This is a genomic window from Sphingorhabdus sp. EL138 (genome assembly GCF_900258045.1).
In the GTDB taxonomy this organism is placed as follows: domain Bacteria; phylum Pseudomonadota; class Alphaproteobacteria; order Sphingomonadales; family Sphingomonadaceae; genus Parasphingorhabdus.
The window spans coordinates 295,991-312,878 of sequence record NZ_OGVD01000002.1; the positions used below are offsets into that span (position 1 = coordinate 295,991).

The 16,888-nt window shown below is 55.8% G+C and carries 20 protein-coding genes; 10 read left to right on the plus strand and 10 right to left on the minus strand.

Annotation, left to right across the window (positions count from 1 at the left end; genetic code table 11):
• Positions 1-7: 7 nt before the first annotated feature.
• The 10 genes from DK507_RS04830 to DK507_RS04875 are packed head-to-tail and all read left to right on the plus strand — an operon-like array spanning position 8 to position 9,181.
• Positions 8-1,255: an MmgE/PrpD family protein gene (locus DK507_RS04830; protein ID WP_109355241.1), complete on the plus strand. Its 1,248-nt coding sequence runs from the start codon at positions 8-10 to the stop codon at positions 1,253-1,255.
• Positions 1,252-2,559, plus strand: coding sequence for an MmgE/PrpD family protein (locus DK507_RS04835; RefSeq protein ID WP_109355242.1), 1,308 nt, complete (start codon positions 1,252-1,254; stop codon positions 2,557-2,559). Before DK507_RS04830 ends, DK507_RS04835 begins: the two co-directional genes overlap by 4 nt.
• Complete coding sequence (locus DK507_RS04840) at positions 2,556-3,917, plus strand: phenylacetate--CoA ligase family protein (RefSeq protein ID WP_109355243.1); 1,362 nt, start codon at positions 2,556-2,558, stop codon at positions 3,915-3,917. Before DK507_RS04835 ends, DK507_RS04840 begins: the two co-directional genes overlap by 4 nt.
• A complete protein-coding gene (locus DK507_RS17775; protein WP_162558898.1) occupies positions 3,914-5,107 on the plus strand; it encodes an amidase in 1,194 nt (397 codons plus the stop codon). Before DK507_RS04840 ends, DK507_RS17775 begins: the two co-directional genes overlap by 4 nt.
• 13 nt (positions 5,108-5,120) lie before the next feature.
• Positions 5,121-5,426: an REDY-like protein HapK gene (locus DK507_RS04850; protein WP_109355244.1), complete on the plus strand. Its 306-nt coding sequence runs from the start codon at positions 5,121-5,123 to the stop codon at positions 5,424-5,426.
• Positions 5,426-6,229, plus strand: coding sequence for an SDR family NAD(P)-dependent oxidoreductase (locus DK507_RS04855; protein ID WP_109355245.1), 804 nt, complete (start codon positions 5,426-5,428; stop codon positions 6,227-6,229). Before DK507_RS04850 ends, DK507_RS04855 begins: the two co-directional genes overlap by 1 nt.
• Positions 6,229-6,648, plus strand: coding sequence for a GFA family protein (locus DK507_RS04860; protein ID WP_109355246.1), 420 nt, complete (start codon positions 6,229-6,231; stop codon positions 6,646-6,648). The genes DK507_RS04855 and DK507_RS04860 overlap by 1 nt, the downstream gene beginning before the upstream one ends.
• Before the next feature lies 1 nt (position 6,649).
• Positions 6,650-7,516: a polysaccharide deacetylase family protein gene (locus DK507_RS04865; RefSeq protein ID WP_109355247.1), complete on the plus strand. Its 867-nt coding sequence runs from the start codon at positions 6,650-6,652 to the stop codon at positions 7,514-7,516.
• Positions 7,513-8,277 (plus strand): enoyl-CoA hydratase/isomerase family protein, encoded by a 765-nt coding sequence (locus DK507_RS04870; RefSeq protein WP_109355248.1) that lies wholly within the window; start codon positions 7,513-7,515, stop codon positions 8,275-8,277. Before DK507_RS04865 ends, DK507_RS04870 begins: the two co-directional genes overlap by 4 nt.
• A gap of 1 nt (position 8,278) precedes the next feature.
• On the plus strand, positions 8,279-9,181 hold the full coding sequence (locus DK507_RS04875; RefSeq protein WP_109355249.1) for a VOC family protein: 903 nt from the start codon (positions 8,279-8,281) through the stop codon (positions 9,179-9,181).
• 15 nt (positions 9,182-9,196) lie between these two features.
• Here the strand turns inward: DK507_RS04875 and DK507_RS04880 are convergent, their stop codons facing one another.
• The 10 genes from DK507_RS04880 to DK507_RS04925 all read right to left on the minus strand — a co-directional run bounded on the left by DK507_RS04880 (position 9,197) and on the right by DK507_RS04925 (position 16,802).
• Complete coding sequence (locus DK507_RS04880) at positions 9,197-9,790, minus strand: carboxymuconolactone decarboxylase family protein (RefSeq protein ID WP_109355250.1); 594 nt, start codon at positions 9,788-9,790, stop codon at positions 9,197-9,199.
• A gap of 29 nt (positions 9,791-9,819) precedes the next feature.
• A complete protein-coding gene (locus DK507_RS04885; protein ID WP_109355251.1) occupies positions 9,820-10,122 on the minus strand; it encodes a YciI family protein in 303 nt (100 codons plus the stop codon).
• Positions 10,119-10,925, minus strand: a complete 807-nt coding sequence (locus DK507_RS04890) for an alpha/beta fold hydrolase (RefSeq protein WP_109355252.1) — start codon at positions 10,923-10,925, stop codon at positions 10,119-10,121. Before DK507_RS04890 ends, DK507_RS04885 begins: the two co-directional genes overlap by 4 nt.
• On the minus strand, positions 10,922-12,280 hold the full coding sequence (locus DK507_RS04895; RefSeq protein ID WP_109355253.1) for an MFS transporter: 1,359 nt from the start codon (positions 12,278-12,280) through the stop codon (positions 10,922-10,924). The genes DK507_RS04890 and DK507_RS04895 overlap by 4 nt, the downstream gene beginning before the upstream one ends.
• Entirely contained in the window at positions 12,280-12,732 is a 453-nt protein-coding gene (locus DK507_RS04900) for a glyoxalase/bleomycin resistance/extradiol dioxygenase family protein (protein ID WP_162558899.1), read from the minus strand. Before DK507_RS04900 ends, DK507_RS04895 begins: the two co-directional genes overlap by 1 nt.
• A gap of 12 nt (positions 12,733-12,744) precedes the next feature.
• The gene (locus DK507_RS04905) at positions 12,745-13,839 is read right to left on the minus strand and encodes an NADP-dependent oxidoreductase (protein ID WP_109355255.1); all 1,095 of its coding nucleotides are present in this window, start codon (positions 13,837-13,839) and stop codon (positions 12,745-12,747) included.
• Positions 13,840-14,313 (minus strand): VOC family protein, encoded by a 474-nt coding sequence (locus DK507_RS18025; protein WP_254054261.1) that lies wholly within the window; start codon positions 14,311-14,313, stop codon positions 13,840-13,842.
• Positions 14,310-14,612 (minus strand): DUF1330 domain-containing protein, encoded by a 303-nt coding sequence (locus tag DK507_RS04915; RefSeq protein WP_109355256.1) that lies wholly within the window; start codon positions 14,610-14,612, stop codon positions 14,310-14,312. Before DK507_RS04915 ends, DK507_RS18025 begins: the two co-directional genes overlap by 4 nt.
• Positions 14,613-14,683: 71 nt before the next feature.
• The gene (locus tag DK507_RS04920; RefSeq protein WP_109355257.1) at positions 14,684-15,835 is read right to left on the minus strand and encodes a nitrilase-related carbon-nitrogen hydrolase; all 1,152 of its coding nucleotides are present in this window, start codon (positions 15,833-15,835) and stop codon (positions 14,684-14,686) included.
• A gap of 13 nt (positions 15,836-15,848) precedes the next feature.
• Entirely contained in the window at positions 15,849-16,802 is a 954-nt protein-coding gene (locus tag DK507_RS04925) for an alpha/beta fold hydrolase (RefSeq protein WP_109355258.1), read from the minus strand.
• Positions 16,803-16,888: the final 86 nt, after the last annotated feature.

The following is a 16,888-nucleotide window of genomic DNA, read 5'->3' on the forward strand; positions in this document are numbered from 1 at the left end:
CGCCGCAATGACGCAAGAGAGCCTGACCGAGAAATTGGCGACTCATTTGATGCGCCCTGTTGATGAGGCGACCCGGCAACAGGCGCGGCTGCATTTGCTCGACTGGTTGGGCTGTGTGGCCGGTGCGCTCACCAGCGACGTGGGCAGTTTACCAAGAAAGATTTCGGGAGTGCCGGGCTATCATGGATCTTGGTTAGGTAATGTTCTTGAGATGGATGACATTCACCGGTCATCCATTTTACATCCTGGCCCGGTGGTCTGGGGAAATATATTTGGTCAATTGGCTGCCGATTTTGACGAAATGTTGGATGCTGCCATTCGAGGCTATGAAGCCGTGATCGCTATTGGTTCGACTTTTGACGACCGTCATTATTCGTACTGGCACAATACCTCAACGGCTGGAATATTTGGCGCTGCAGTATCGGCGTCTTTCTCCTTTGAACAAAAGCCATCCTTGGAAAATGTGGTCGATGCCATGGGGCTGGCTGGATCAGTGTCAGGCGGATTTTGGCAGATGCGTCATGAGGATACAATTGCGAAGCAGTGGCATATTTTCCATGCTGCAGAAACCGGTTGGCATGCTGCCGAGGCCTCCATGGAGGGCGCTACCGGCCCCCGCTTCATCCTCGAAGGCCCGCAAGGTCTCTATGCTGCCACTTGCAAAAACCCGAAACCGATGACCTTTCCGGATCAATGGCGTATCCATGAAGTCAGCTTCAAGCCATGGGGCGCTTGCCGCCATGCCCATCCGGCTATCGATGCGGCATTGGAACTCAAGGCCAAGCTGGGGGCGCTTGACGGTGATATCCATGTAGAGACTTATGCCGACGCTATCAGTTTCTGTGATCGCCCGGATCCGAAAACCGTGATCGACGCGAAATTCTCGCTTCAGCATGCGGTTGCCGTGGTGGCTGAGCGCGACGTGCCGCAGCTTAGCGACTTTGAACCAGATGCGATTGTCGCGCTGTCGGAAAAGCGCGCCGGCGTGACGGCTGGCGAAGCCGGCGATATAACCGCTCGCTATCCCGAACATTATGGTGCCCGGGTCACTTGCGGCGGAGAGAGTGTCGAGCTGGTTGATACGCTTGGCGATCCAGAACGGCCTTTGTCCAAAGAAGGCATTATAGGCAAAGCACGGGCGTTGATCGCATGGGGCGGGCTGCAATCAAAAGAAGCTGATCGTGCAGTTGATCTTGCCCTGAACGGGGATGCTGCTGCATCGATCCATGAAATGCTATCAGAGTGGTTGTCATGAGTGCGACGCAGAAAATAGTTGATTTCGCGGCTGCCGACCATGACCTGCCGGATAGCACGAAGGCTGCAGCGCTTCGCCTGTTAGGCGACACATTGGCTGGCGGCGCGGCGGGAGCGGCATCTGAGGAAGCGCAATCCATGCTGGCCGCCGTGCGTAACTGGGGCGCCGGTGATGAGGCGCGGTTGCTTGGCTTGGCAGATAGCCTTCCCACACCGTCGGCGGCCTGGTTTAACGGCTTTGCGATCCATTGTCTCGAATGGGATGCGGTGCATGAACCCGCAGTGGTCCATGCCATGTCAGTCGTGACCGCAGCGTTGCTGGCCAGCGTGGATCGGATCGGTGGATGCGAAACGGAACAGTTTCTCACGGCCTTGGCAGTCGGTGTGGATATCGCGAGCGGTATCGGTGTTGCGGCGACCGGCGCGATGCAGTTTTTCCGCCCGGCGGCAGCTGGCATTATTGGTGCGGCTCTGGCCGTGGCACGGCTCGAAAGCATGCCAAACGAGAAATTTGCCGATGTCCTGGGCTTGGCCTATTCTCAAGCCGCAGGCACCATGCAGGCCCATGTCGAGGCGTCTATTGCACTCCCTTTACAGATCGCCAACGCCTCCCGCGCGGCAATCACCGCCGTTGATCTGGCAAAGACCGGCATGGATGGTCCGCATGATGCACTTGAGGGACCCTTTGGCTATTTCAAGCTTTTCGAACCGGGTGATCTGACACGCTATACCGATAGCATTGGTGGCGGATGGTTGATTGAGCAGGTCAGCATAAAGCCCTTTCCATCCGGTCGGGCCAGTCACGGTATACTAGGCGCCATCGATGATATGATCCGTGACGGATCACTGGATCCGAAGATGGTAGAGTCAGTTGATGTAGCCGCACCGCCTTTGATCCACCGGCTGGTCGGGCGGCCCTATAAATCCGATATGACACCCAGCTATGCACGGCTCTGCTTGGCCTTTCTGGTGCCATTGATGCTGCGCGACCGGATCATTGATCCCCGCTGTTTCCATGCGCAGGAATTTGCCAATACCGATTTGGTGACGCTCGGCAAGCAAGTAACCGTCCGTATTGATGACAATCCCGATCACAATGCCTTGGCCCCGCAAATGCTTAGCATTACCCTTGCGGATGGTAGCACAGTTGAACGCATGATCACCGACAATCTCGGCAGCCCGACGGCGCCAATGTCGGAAGCCCAGACACAATCCAAGCGCAATCTCGCCCGTTCGCTCGCGAGTGAAAATTGCGACCCCAGAATATTTGATGAACCCCTAGCTTATGCCACGGAGCCCCAATGACTTTTCCGACCTATTTCGAAGCCTTTGATGCCAAGCAGATGCTCGCCGACTATCCCGTGGGTGATGCCTTCACTGCGCGCTACATTGGCATGTCCCGTGACCAGCTTTTTGCGATCCAGAACAAGCAATTCTTGAAGCTGATGCAGCGCGGATGGGAGATACCCTTTTATCAGCGCTTATGGGGTAATCAGGGTATAGAAGTGGGAGATATCGGGGGCTTGGAAGATATCACCAAGCTGCCGGTTTATGACAAGAGTGACCTGATGGCCTCGGTCAACGACTATCCGCCTTATGGTGATTTTGACGGGCGCGGAGAAACACCAGTGGTGTTCCACACGACATCGGGAACAACGGGCCGTCCGCAGCCGTTGATGTTTGGTCCAAAGGGCCGAGAGATCACCAATTTGCTGGTCGGACGGATGTATCGCTGGATGGGGCTCGGGCGCGATGATGTGGTGCAGTCCGTCTATGGTCATGGCATGATCAATGGCGGGCATTATATTCGCGAGGCGGTGACGCATTTCACCAATGCCCTGTTCCTTAGCGCTGGCACCGGAATTGAAACCCGGTCGATCAATCAGGTCAATCTGATGGCGGATTTCAATGTCAGCTGCATGGTCGGCTTTGTCGATTATATCCGTAAGCTGGCTGATGTCGCTGCCGCAGAGGAACTGTTTGACCGGATCAATCTGAAGATGATTATCGGTCATCTGGGGACCGAAGATCGCGCCTCGACCGAAGCGGCCTGGCAGGGGGCCAAGGCCTATGACTGGTATGGTGTCGGCGATACCGGCAGCATTGCGGGCGAAGGCCCCGAACGTGACGGCATGTATGTGTGGGAAGATGCACAATATCTCGAACTGCTTGATGTTGATACCGGTGCGCCCGTGCCAGCTGGCGAAACCGGCGACATGGTCGTGACCTGCCTGTTCAAGGATGACATCGCGCCCTGTATCCGGTTCAACACTCATGATATTACCGAGGAGCGCACCGACAGCAATGCCACCGGCATGGTGTTCAAGCGGATTACCGGGTTCAAGGGGCGCAGCGACAATATGGTCAAGCTGCGCGGTATCAACATATTCCCGCATGCCATTGGTGCCATCATCGAAGGACGCAATGACCTGACCGGTGAATATGTCTGTCGCGTCACGCGCGATGATACAGGGCGAGACGAGATGCATGTGACGCTGGAGAGCAAAGGCAGTAGCAGCCAGACGGAACTTGCGGAACTGTTGCGCAAGGGCATTGGTATTGAAGTCGGCGTGGCATTGGTTGATGCCGGAGGGACGGCAAAGGATACGCAAATTGATACACGCCAGAAACCCATTCGCCTGATTGATGAGCGAGCTTTGTGATTGATTGGGATGCCTTGGAAACGGCCAACAGGCCGTTAAATGCCTTTACCGATTTTGATCGGACCGCGACGGGCGGTGCCGGACCTCTGGCCGGGGTCACCATCGGCGTGAAGGGCAATATCGCGGTTAGAGGCATGCCCTGGACTGCCGGCTGCGAACTCTATCGTGATCGCGTTGCCAGCGAAGATGCTGCGGTGGTTGCAGCGCTTCGGGCGGCTGGTGGCGTTATGATAGGAATGCTGAATATGGAGGAGGCCGCGCTGGGCGCAAAGACCGACAATCCATGGTTCGGCAAAACATATAATCCGCACAAGAAAGATTATACGCCCGGCGGCTCATCTGGCGGAAGCGGGGCCGCGGTTGCGGCTGGTCTATGCGATGTCGCATTAGGCACGGACACAATGGGGTCTGTGCGGATACCGGCCGCTTATTGCGGGGTATACGGATTTAAACCCGCACAATCGGCGATCGGCCAGGATGGTCTGGAACTGGCGGAACAATCGCTGGACTGCATCGGGCCGCTGGCCCGGAATTTGGCCCTGTTGGAAAAGGTCGCACGGGTCATTAGCGATTTTGGTGAGGACAAGGCCGCAACTGGATCACTGGCGACATTGGTCGAAACGGGTGTTGATTGCGAACTGGAAGTCATCGAGAATTTCCGCGATATCATGCGCTGGGCGGGGGAAACCATCGCCGTGGCTCAGCTCAAACATAAATTGTCACGCATTCGGTTTGCCGGGTTTATCAAGACAACGAAAGCCATGGCGGCCCATTTTGCGGACGAGGATCAAAGCAAGCTTTCCGGCAATTTGAAAAAACTGATCGCATATGGCCCGAAACGCAGCGCTGCCGATTGGGATGAGGATCAGGCGATTCTCAAGCAGACCTCTGAAACAATGCAGATGCTGGTTTTAAAACACGGTTTTTGTATCTTGCCAACCGCCCCGCAAGGTGCCTTTCCGCATAGCGAAGATGCACCGGCCAATCAGGCTGATTATACCTGTCTTGCCAATATTGCAGACCTTCCCGCGATTACCATTCCGTCCGGTTTTAACGACAATGGCATGCCTTTGGGGCTTCAGATTTTAGCGCCAAAAGGATGCGAGGCGGATCTGTTTGCTCTGGCGCGAAAGCTGGACGAGAAGTTACGCGGTTACCGTCGCCCCGAAACCTATCTGGAAATCACATAAGAGGAGAGAAACCATGCGCATCATTGTATTGTTCAATCTGAAAGAAGGCGTTGATATTGCTGAATATGAGGAATGGGCGAAAGCACGGGATATCCCGACGGCCAGCGCGCTGAGCTCGGTCACATCATTCACCGTCCACAAGGCCACCGGCCTGTTCGGTTCGGATGATTCGCCCCCTTACGAATATTTCGAGATTATCGACATTACCGGCATGGATGAATTTGTCGCCGATGTATCTGATCCCGAATTTCAGGCCATGGCCGCACCGTTTCAGGATTATGCCGATGGTCCACAATTCATACTGACAGAAGACCTCTGATGTCTGGCCGGTTTGCAGGAAAAACCATTGTCGTCACCGGTTCCGGAAAGAAAAAAGGGCTGGGGCAGGGCATATTGCAGCGCTTCGCCGATGAAGGTGCCAATTGTGTGGTTTCGGACCTCACAATCGGTGATCAGGAAGAAGGCGTGGCCGAAGAGTTGCGCGGGCGCGGGGCCAAAGTGGCGACCATCGCCTGTGATGTCAGTGACGCGGCGCAATGCCAGGCTCTGGTCGATCAAAGTGTGGAAGCCTTTGGTGCAGTTGATATTTTCGTCAATAATGCCGGGATCGGGTTCATGATGAAGCCGCTTCTGGAGGTCGACACGGCGAAGGAATGGGATCAAGTGCTTGCGGTCAATCTGTCAGGTGCCTTTTACTGCACGCAGGCTGCTGCCAAAGCGATGGTTGCAGCTGGCAAAGGTGGACGTATCATCAACATCGCATCGCAGGCCGCGAAAACCGGCTTTCCGCATCTGCCCGCCTATGTCAGCTCCAAACATGGCATGGTAGGCCTTACTCGAGCGAGCGCTGTTGAACTCGGCGCACATGGAATAACGGTGAACGCAGTTTGTCCCAATCATGTGACGACCGGTCTGGGTGCCCAGCAGAATGAATATTTTTCCAAACTGCTGGGCTTTGACAGTGTCGAGGCCTATCTCGCCAATATGAGCAAGAGCAACCCGATGGGGCGGCCCGGCCTGCCATCCGATACCGCCGCCGCCTGTGCGTGGCTGGCCAGCGATGACGCCTTTTATGTCACCGGAGAGGCGCTCAACGTCTCTGGCGGAGAGGAAATGCACTGATGCACTATGCCGGGGCCTGTCATTGCGGTGCACTCACGCTGGATTTTCGCAGCGAAAAATCGCCGGCGGAACTTGGCGCAAGAACCTGCCAGTGTTCTTTTTGCCAGATGCATGGCGCTTCATGGACATCCGATCCTGAAGGCAATGTCGATATCACATTGGCGGGCCCGGTTTCCCGATACCGCTTTGGAACCAAAACCGCTGACTTTCTGGTCTGCGCCAACTGTGGTGTTGTCCCGGTAGTCGTCAGTGAATTTGAAGGACAATTGCGCGGCGTGATCCGGGTCAACTGCCTAGAAGAAAGCGCGGCCTTTCTCGCGCAGGCAGCCCTGATGGACCTCGATGGAGAAATACTGGATTCACGCCTGGACCGACGGGCGAAGGGCTGGACACCGGCCATGATCAAGGACAAAAACTGATATGCAAGAAGAACATATGGACTGGCCCGATGGCGCGAAAATGGCGCTGAGCATTGTTGTCAATGTTGAGGAAGGCAGTGAAATGACCGTGGCTCGCGGCGACCGTGGGATGGAGCCGGTTGATGAGCTCGGCATCCATATAAAATCGCCAATCCGTAATTATGGCAATGAAAGCAATTATCTTTACGGCATCAAGGCAGGCGCGCCGCGCATCGTCAGGCTGCTCAAGGAATATGAGATCATGGCAAGCTGGACCGTGGCCGCCATGAGCCTTGAAAACCATCCCGAAATCGGCGCGGCGATAGCGGACATGGGTCATGAGCCGGTGAGCCATGGCTATCGCTGGGTGCATCAGTTCAAGATGGACGAGGAAAAAGAGCGGGATTTCATCCGCAAGGCCGTCACATCGATTGAAAAGACCACCGGTACGCGCCCCTATGGCTGGCTGTCGCGCTATTTCCATACCGATAATACCCGGCGTCTGCTGATCGAGGAAGGTTTTGCTTATCATATGGACGACTATTCCGGTGACATTCCGTTCTGGGACAAGGAAACGGTGCCGGAAAAACCGATTGCGATTGTGCCCTATCAGCTTGACAGCAACGATATGAAAATGTGGACCGACCCGGCGATGACACCGCAGCAATGGCTGGATTATGCAAAGTGCAATTTTGATCAGGTCTACCGTGAAGGCGAAGAGGGCAATCCGAAAATGATGTCGCTTGGCTTGCATTTGCGGATCATTGGCCGACCCGGACGCATCTGGGCGTTTGAAGAATTTCTGAAACATGTGCGGTCGAAGAAAGATGTCTGGGTGACCACCCGCCATCAGATTGCCCAGCATCTGGCGAAAGTTGATCCTCTATGACCCTGCGGCTTGAGAAAGAGGGCAAGGTCGCGCATCTGCTTGTTGACCGGCCAGACAAGCGCAATGCGTTTAATCAGGCGATGTGGGAACTGCTGCCCGAATTGCTGGCCGATGCGATGATGGACGATGCGATCCGTGTTTTGATGCTGCATGCCAGCCGCAAGGATAGCGCTTTTTGTGCCGGGGCCGATATTGGCGAATTTGCGACCGGTTCCACTGATCCGGAATGGCGCGCACGCAATCAGGCAGCGATAGGCCGGGTCCAGCATGAGCTGGCACAGGCACCAAAGCCAACCATTGCGATTGTTGATGGCGATTGCGTGGGTGGCGGCTGCGGTATCGCGCTGGCCTGTGACATGCGGGTGGCCGGACCGAAGGCGCGTTTTGGGATTACGCCTTCGAAACTGGGGTTGGTCTATCCGCTGCACGACACCAAATTGCTGGTTGACCTGGTTGGGCCTTCGCAAGCCAAGCGGATATTGTTTACCGGCCAATTGCTGTCGGCGCAGCAAGCGCTCGATATCGGTTTGATCACTATCCTAGCTGACGATCCCTATGCCGAGGCGGACACGCTGGCGGCCACGATGGCATCGGTCTCTTTGCACAGCCAGACGATGAGCAAGTCGATCATAAAGCGCATACTGGACGGGCAGGCCGATGATGATGCGGAGACATCTGCTTTGTTCGACGCTGCCTTTGAAAGCGATGATTTCAAGGAAGGTGTCAGCGCGTTCATGGAAAAGAGAAAGCCGGAATTTTGATATGACACATGCCTTGCAACATGGCTCGATACTGGGCGGCGTAGCGACGGTGCCCGATTTGGAAGCGGCGCTGAAAGACTATCGCGATATGCTGGGCATGCAGGTCGTGGAAAACGGTCCGCTGGCCGATGATTTGGCGCAAGGTTGGAATTGTCCGGGTAGCGTCGGCGCACCCATGGCTGTGCTGCAACCGGCTAGCGGGGCCGATTGTTTCATCCGTCTGGTTGAACAGCCGGACCATCCGGATTTCAAGCCGACGACCACCTATGGCTGGGCGGCCTATGAGCTGACTGTACAGGATGTATTCGGCTGGCCGGACCGGCTGCAAGGTAGCGGTTTTGATATTATCGGACCGCCGAAAGAGCTGGAAGGTCTGCCATTTTTCGTGCCGATGCAGGTGCTCGGCACCGGCCGCGAAATGGTCTATCTCAATGAAGTGCGCGAAGATACGCCTTCGACTGATTTGCCGAAGGCGCAGTCGCTGACCGATCATATTTTCATTGTGATATTGGCGACACCGGATCGTGCAGGGACAGTGGACTGGTATCGTGACCAGCTGCATCTGACGGTGGGCGATACCTATACGCTGGAATATAGCATGATCAACGAGGCGTTCGGGAAGCCTGCGGGGACGGTATCTGATCTCACCATGGTCCAGAATGACCGATTGCCGATTGTCGAGGTGGATGATTATCCGGAAGAGGCGACGCAGCGGCCACGGCATGACGGCATGTTGCCACCGGGCAATGCACTTGTGACGCTGGCGGTTGATTATCTGGACGCGATCGCAATTGACTGGATCGCATCGCCACAGGTACGGGAAGGCGCGCTCTATCGGGATCGCCGAACTGCGACGGCACTTGGCCCGGCTGGGGAATTGCTGGAATTGATCGAGATCGGTTAACTGCTGACCGATGGTTTAGCGGCGATGCTGTCCCGCCTGCCATTGATCAGGCGAATAGAGCGTGCTCGCAGAATCAAACGGCTTGCCCTCAAGTTTCGTTGCAAGGCTGTCATTCCACCGGTTGAGAAAACCGAACATGCTAATCACGGCCATAATCTCGGTTTTCTGGCGTTCGTCATAATAGGTGTCAAGCGCGGCGAAATGCGCGTCGGTTGCCGCATTGGGCACCTGTCCGGCGGCAAAGGCTAGGTCCAGCGCCGCCCGTTCGGCTGCGCTGAACAGGTCACTGGACTGATAGTCCCAGACCGCTTTCACCTTCTCCTCATCCACGCCGACATCCCGGGCGCCCAATGTCGTATGCGCCTTGCAATATTGGCATCCAGCCGCCGCGCTGACCACCGCTCCGATCAGGCGTTTCAAGCCATTATCGATTGCGCTGTCGCCATAGATCACGCTTACCAGTCCGCGAAATGCGCCTAGCAGTTCCGGCCAATGCGCCATTGTCATCACCGAATTGGGAACATAACCCATCAGGTTTTCAGAAAATTTGAGAGCCGCCTGCGTCTCGTCGGGCAGTTCATCCATGGTCAAGGGCGTGATGCGGGTCATTTTCTGATCTCCTCAAGAAATATGGAAGCCTACCATATCTTGCCGCCAATCCAGTCGCCAGCGGCGGCGGTAAATTCCGTTATCCGGATATCAGCCCAGATATCTGCGTGAAAATAAGGATCGGCTTCCAGCTGCGCACGGGCATATTCTGCTGTTTCGGCCTTGACAATCAACAGCGATCCTACGGTATCGCCCTGCGCGTTTTTAAGAGGTCCTGCGACAAACAGATTATCAATGGTCTTTTCAATATGGGCAAAATGCCCAGCGCGCGCTTCGAGACGCTTTTGTTCGGTGCCCGGTTTGTCGGTGCAATAAATGGCAAAGGCCTTCATGATCCTGTCCTGTCCAGAAATTTCAAAATCTCATCTGCTGTCTTTTCCGCTGCTTCGTCAAGGACGGCGCGCTTGATGTCCAGCCGTTCGACCAAAATGGCGCTGGGCATGATGCTAGCCGCATGACGGGTCGCGTCCAGCAGGCCCGATTGCGAGGCCAATATCATAGTCTCGTGCATGATCATCGGTAATTTTGCATCGACATCATAGCTGAACGCAGCATGGAAAGCCTTGTTCATCAACCGACCCGGGCGCAACTGTTCGGTAAACATCTCAAAGCTGCGCTCCGGTGTCTGGCTTTCGATACGTTTGGTCATCCCGCGCTCCCATGGTCCTTCAAGGCAGGAGAGTTCGGGTGTGATTGCGAACGTTTTGGCGCTGGCGTTGAGAAATTTGGCGCTCGTTTCGGCATCAAAGGCCGGCACATCTACCATCGCCAGAAGTCGGATTTTTTCGGGCGCGGTCAGCGCCATTTCAGCCGCAACAAGATTGCCGGTGTGAAAGCCCATCAGGTCGACCCGTCCGCTACCCGACTGTTCCTCGACCACCGCCATCATCGCCGCGGCATATTCCTCTATGACCGGTTCTTCCTTGAAAGCGTCGGAGCCACCATGGCCGGGAAAATCCGGCGCAAAGACACGGCGTTCCTGCGCGAGATGCGGCATGATGGTCGTAAAGGCGAGGCCGCTGAACGGGGCGGGGTGCAGGCAATAAAGGTCTGGCTTCGTAGGAGGTCCTTCTGGTGCCAGCAACCGCCAGTGCACCTGACCGAAGGGGCCGTGACTGTAGCCCTTGCGGATCATTCGCTGGCCGCGCCCAAACGCACCATCTGCTCGCGGTATAGCCGCCGCGTCAAAGGCATCATCAAAAACGGCACCAGGCCAAAGATGAGCGGCACGGCTGCCACGGCATAGCGGAGATTATCTTCGCCAAATACACTGCTCGACAGTTCGCCAACTGCAATCGGGCCCAGCGAACCGAACCAGCTGATCGCCAGATAATAGAGCGCGACCACCTGTCCACGGATTTGCGCAGGCGTGATGACGAGCAAGGATGTCACGCCGATGGCAGACACAATCCCAATACCGACCGTATTGATACACAATATTGCAAAGGCCAGTTCTGCGCTAGGCATGAACAAAGGAATGGCGGCGGTCGGCACCATGATGAAAAAGCCGATATAAAGGATGCGCAAGGATGCATCCTGCACGCCCTTCTTCGTCCACCAGTCGGAGATGGTGCCCATGATCATCATGTTGGCCGGGCCGATGATGAGTAGTGCAACACCGTTGACGAAAGCATATTTCTGCGCCGACCACCCCCAGGTCCGTTCAAACGTCGGGGCCAGAAAGCCCTGACTATAGGCGATGGTCGTCATAGTGCAGATGATCAGCACGAAGCCGATATAGAGCGTCTTGTTGCGCCAGATATATTTGAGTGCATCGAAAAAGCCGCTGCCGCTGATCACCTCTTCCGACGCCGCTACCGGACGCCGTGCCGGTTCTTTCATAAACAGGAAGAAGAGCGCAAAGATCATCCCGGGAAGGCCCACAATAATCAGCGTGAAACGCCAAGGTGACAGTTCACCGAAAAACGGCAAGGACTGGCTGCCGCTCGCCGCGGTCCAGGCGATGATCGCGCCGCTCAACAGGGAGGCCAGGCCTGCGCCAATGGGAAGAGCGGAGGAGTAAAAGGCGATCGGTTTGCCGCGTTTCTCGGTCGGGAAACTGTCGCCAATCATGGAAAAAGTCGCCGGACTAAGCGTCGCTTCGCCGACGCCAACACCCATGCGGGCGGCGAAAAGTTGGAAGAAATTTTTCGCCATGCCGGTGGCGACGGTTGCCGCAGACCATAAGGCAACCCCGATCGACACAATCCAGATGCGCTTGCCGCGGTCAATCAGCCAGCCCATGAAGATGCCGACAAAGCCATAGACCAATGTGAATGCGCTGAGCAGCCAGCCAATTTGCCGGTCGGACAGATCGAACTCCGCCTTGATCGGTTCGATCAACAGACCGAGGATGTAGCGATCCACAAAACTGAAAATATAGGCGATCGTCAGCATGACCACCAGAAACCAACCCGCCGCGGCGCTGGGATACGGCTTGGCCGGAGCAGCGGCTGCGTCTGTCTGGGATTGATCGGTTTGACTGGCCATTATTGCGCATCCGGGATGAGATAGATGACCACCAGATTATCATCAAAATCGACAATGCCTATTTCACGACCGATCCGCCCGTCATGGGTTTCAAGCCGTCCTTCTTCATAGACCTGCAAGCCCAGTTTTCGCGCGCCTTCCATCACTGCGTCGGGATCGGCGACATCCAGTACAATCGCACCGCGCCGCGGATGGGGGACAGGTTCCAGAGGAACGTTCTTGACCTCGGACAGAGCCATGACCCGCGGCTGGCCGGGGAGCGAAAGGATCGAAAAACCAATTTCCGCCTCTTTAGGGATTTCAAACACCGGGAAGGAATAGCTGTCGGGATTATGTCCTTTGCGAAAGGTTTCCTCGAACCCCAGCACATCGCGATAGAAAGTCAGCGCCCGGTCGATATCGGCCACGACAAAGTTGCCGCGCTGAAACCGTGTCTGTTGTTTCTCACCCACTAATATTCTCCCTCAAATCCATGTCTCTGGTTCGCCGCGAACCGAACAGCATTGTATCCCGACATTCTGGCCATAATAGAGGTTCGCCAGCGCCCTGGGCATGTGCTGAAAGCCCTGTTCGACATCCTGCACGGGCTTCAGTTTGCCGTCATGAATCCATCCTGCCAGATCATCCATGACTGCATCCCATCGGTCCAGATGATTATAAACAAAAAAGCCCTGCATCCGCGTTTCCGTGGCGCGTAGCCGGGTGTAGTTGGACAGCTTGAACGGCTCGTCCCGCGTATATTCACTGATCGATCCGCAGAGCACCACCCGGCTGTGCAGGCGCAGCCGTTCCAGACAGGCCTCCAGCGTTTCCCCGCCGACATTGTCAAAATACAGGTCGATGCCATTGGGGCGCAGCTCGTCCAGCCGCGCTTCGATATTCTCGGATTTATAGTCAATCGCATGGGAGCATCCATGATCGAGAATGAACGCACATTTTTCCGCTCCGCCCGCCATGCCGACAACATCACAGCCGACCACATTGGCCGCCATTTGACTCACCATTGATCCGACCCCGCCGGCGGCTCCGGAGAGAACCATGCGGTCGCCTTCTCTCGGATCGCCACAGGCCAAAAGCCCGGCATGGGCGGAAAGGCCGGTCATACCCAGCACGCCGGACCCCAGCGCGGCGGGCAAGCCGTTGGCAGGCATCCGGAAAAACTTCTCCTGCGCCGTCATTTTGGATGTCTTGTAGGTCTGCCAGCCCATCTGACCCTGTACCATTTCGCCTTCACGCCAGTCGGGGTGGCGGGACTTGACGACTTGCGCGACGCCGCGGCCATGGATGACATCACCGGGCTCCAGAACTCGTTCTCCGGCAGCGCCCGTGCCCTGCATATAGAAGCGCATGACAGGAGCGAGGCCGAGATAGTGGGTCTTGAGCAGTACTTCGCCTTCGCCGGGTTCTGGTATGTCGGTGACCGCCCATTCAAAATCTGACGGGACAACATTACCAACGGGCCGAGCCGCAACGCGCCATTGATAATTGGCGTCATCGTCAATCTGCTTGCCCGCAGACAGCATATCAAAGTCGGAAAGAGAGGAACCGGCGCCGGTCACTCAGTCATGAACCTTCACGACCTGGTTCACTTCAAAGAAATAGCCATCCAGATCCCAGAAGGAGCAGCCGATCATATCCTTTTGCTTGCCATCAGCACCGGTCACGCTCCATTCGCGTGGTTCGCTATGGATGGTGGAGCTCAGAGCGCGGGCCCGTTCCACCGCGCCTTTTGCATCTTCCGATGCGACGACAAAAACCGGTGCGCCAAACTTGATTTCGGTGGGCAGCTCTTCCGGTGCATCCTGTTTGGGGTCGAGCCATTCGAGCAGGCCGATCATGCCGATCATGTCATGCTCGCATTTCAGGATGATCAGGCGGGTCTTGTCACCCTTTTTACCAGCAGCCAGTTGCGTGCCTGACAGGGTAAAAGGGGTGTCCATCCATTTGGTCATGCCAAAGACGGTTTCATACCAGTTCGACGCGGCATCCCCGTCACGAACCATAAGGGTCGTACGTTTGATAATATCAGTCATGCGATTTTGGGACTTTCTATAACAAGGACCTGGCAATCGGCGATATCAGCGCGCAACTTCTTGGCTTCCTGATATTCCGGACTGTTCCAGAATTTATGAACGGCGGCTTTGTCGGGCCATTCTGAAATCACCATCGACGCGCCGTCGCCAAAATCGCCTTCCAGAAGCTCTGCTCCCGGGCCGCGCAAGACATAGCGTCCGCCGAACTTCTCAACCAGAGCACCGGCAGCAGCGCCATAGCCCTTGATGAATTTGTCGCGATCTGAAATTTTCGCAGTAACGATCATATAGGCAGGCATGGGTGAGTCCCCTTCAAAAGTTGTCCGGACAAATTACGCAAGAGGCGGCTGATTGCAACCGCTATTTTACACTATTTCGGCCACCTTGCCTTGTCGCGTAAATAGCGCCCGGAATCCCGTGTGTCCTTGGGTTGATATTCGGCAAAAAGATTGGGACCATAGCGGGATCGATACTGCTCGAACACCGGCATGAACAGCTCGCTATGAACAATCGGCTGGCGGTTACGCGCCCTGAAATTGGCGATCGGGATGCGCGCAGAAACCAGTGTTTCAAAAGCGGTCTCGGCGATATTCATGACATCGCCATCGGGCGCGTAAATGGCCGATCCACCACCGCCGGCATCAGCAAAATAGTAGGGGTTTTCCGGCGATGCGGCATTGTTCGCCACCGCTGTATAGACGCCATTGTAGAGGCTGGTTGCTTGCATATCGATGGGGTTGAAACCGCCCGTCGCGGTGCGCAGGATAATCTCTGCGCCTTTCATCGCAAAGGCCCGGAAGAGTTCCGGTTCGCGCTGTACCGAGCTAGTCGCAATATTACCGATCGGCGTACGTGTGACAGGGAGAACCGCGTCGGCTCCGTACATTTCGACATAGCGGTCCAGCACATCATAAATGGTGGTGGTAAACAGTTCGAAATCGCCCCCGAAAAAGCCCTTTATGTTGCGGGCCTTCCAGTGCTTGTCGACAATCTCACCTTTGCCATTCATGATTGTGGTGATGGACAGCAGGCTTTCCGGCCAGTCCCGATCGCGCACATAGGAGCCGAAAACGAGCCAGCAACCATATTCGCGGGCCTTGCTGGCGAGCATTTCCGTCTCTTCACCAGGTATCTCGATGGCCGCCTTTCGCGCGTCCTGGATATTCCACTTATGATAATAGCCGGTAATCGGAAATTCGTGAAAGAAGATCAGATCTTTCGGACCGGAAAAACCATTTGCAGCGTCGATCAGGTCCATCATATGCTGCACATTGGCGCGGCGGGTCTGCTTCAGGTTGCTGAGCTCGACCGGTACGACCCGCGCCTGGGCGACACCTAGCGAAATGATATCCTTGGCCAATGGCGCCGTTTCATAACGGCCATCTGGCGTGATGCTGATCTTGTCCGGTCCGCCTTTCTTGGCGGCATGGGCGAAATCAGTCCAGCTTAATGCAGCTCCAGCCGCCAGACCCGCGCCCGCTGAAAAGAGGCTGCGCCGTGAAACACCATCCTTTTGGTCCATGATAAAATTCCTCTCATTTCTCGCTCATATTGGGGGGATCATTGTCCAGGAACGGACGGATGACCGTGACATATTTTTGCGATGCGAGATCAAAGCCGCCCAAGGTGACGCCGTTGATATGTATTAGCGTGGCTTGCGGGAACAAGGGCAAGGCTGCCTCTGTCTCTTGTTTGAGGCTACCGTCATTGGTGATCAGCAGGACAGGCTGCTCGACGTTCGGGAAACGCTCTTCGGCAGGATAGGTGAAGACGCCGTGATAGGCTTCCCAACAATGCGGATAACATTGCATCATGTCACCGAAATGCTCCTGCGCGCGCTCCAGGGACAGACCAGCTTTGGTCGCTGCTTTGGCAAAATCCCATTTTTTGGCGAGATGAGAGCCGTCGGACGCAACTTGTTCGGGCTTGGCGTTGGCTTGATAGGCCTTTTTGCGCTCAGCGCCGGTGAAGAAGGGCAGGCCGGGTAGGACCAGCCTGCGGACGAGGCCAGGATGCTGGATGGCAAGCTCTGCCGCGATCAGGGTGCCTGTGTGATAACCGAGTAGATCAACCGGCTGTCCCTTTTTGCCGCCATATCCCATCGCCTTGAGGACGGTCGCTGCAGATCCGGCATAGCCATTAATGGATTGCAACTCCTTTGGCCGATCCGAATCGCCATAGCCGGGTGTATCAATGGCGATGACTGTTCGATCGCTTGCCATGCGCCGCATGAACTTGAGGAAATAATCACTGGAATAAGGTGTGGGGTGGAATAGCACTAGCGGGGGTTTTGGGGATTCGGTCTCGGGGCGTGCGATGCGCACATGGACCTGGCCGAACGGTCCAGCGATAAAGTCGCGTTCGATTTTTGCTGTGGAGATTTCTGCCTTGGCGGGCGGTTGCGACGCGGCGATGCCCTGAGTTGCAGCAAAAAAAAGCACGGATATCATAACGCAGACCAGAAAAACGCAAGTTTGATAGAGCCGCATGAAAGACCTCCTTCCCGATTATTTTAGCATAGATGGTCAGAATGCAAGCAAAATGTCCGGACAAATTATATCCACAGAAAATGACT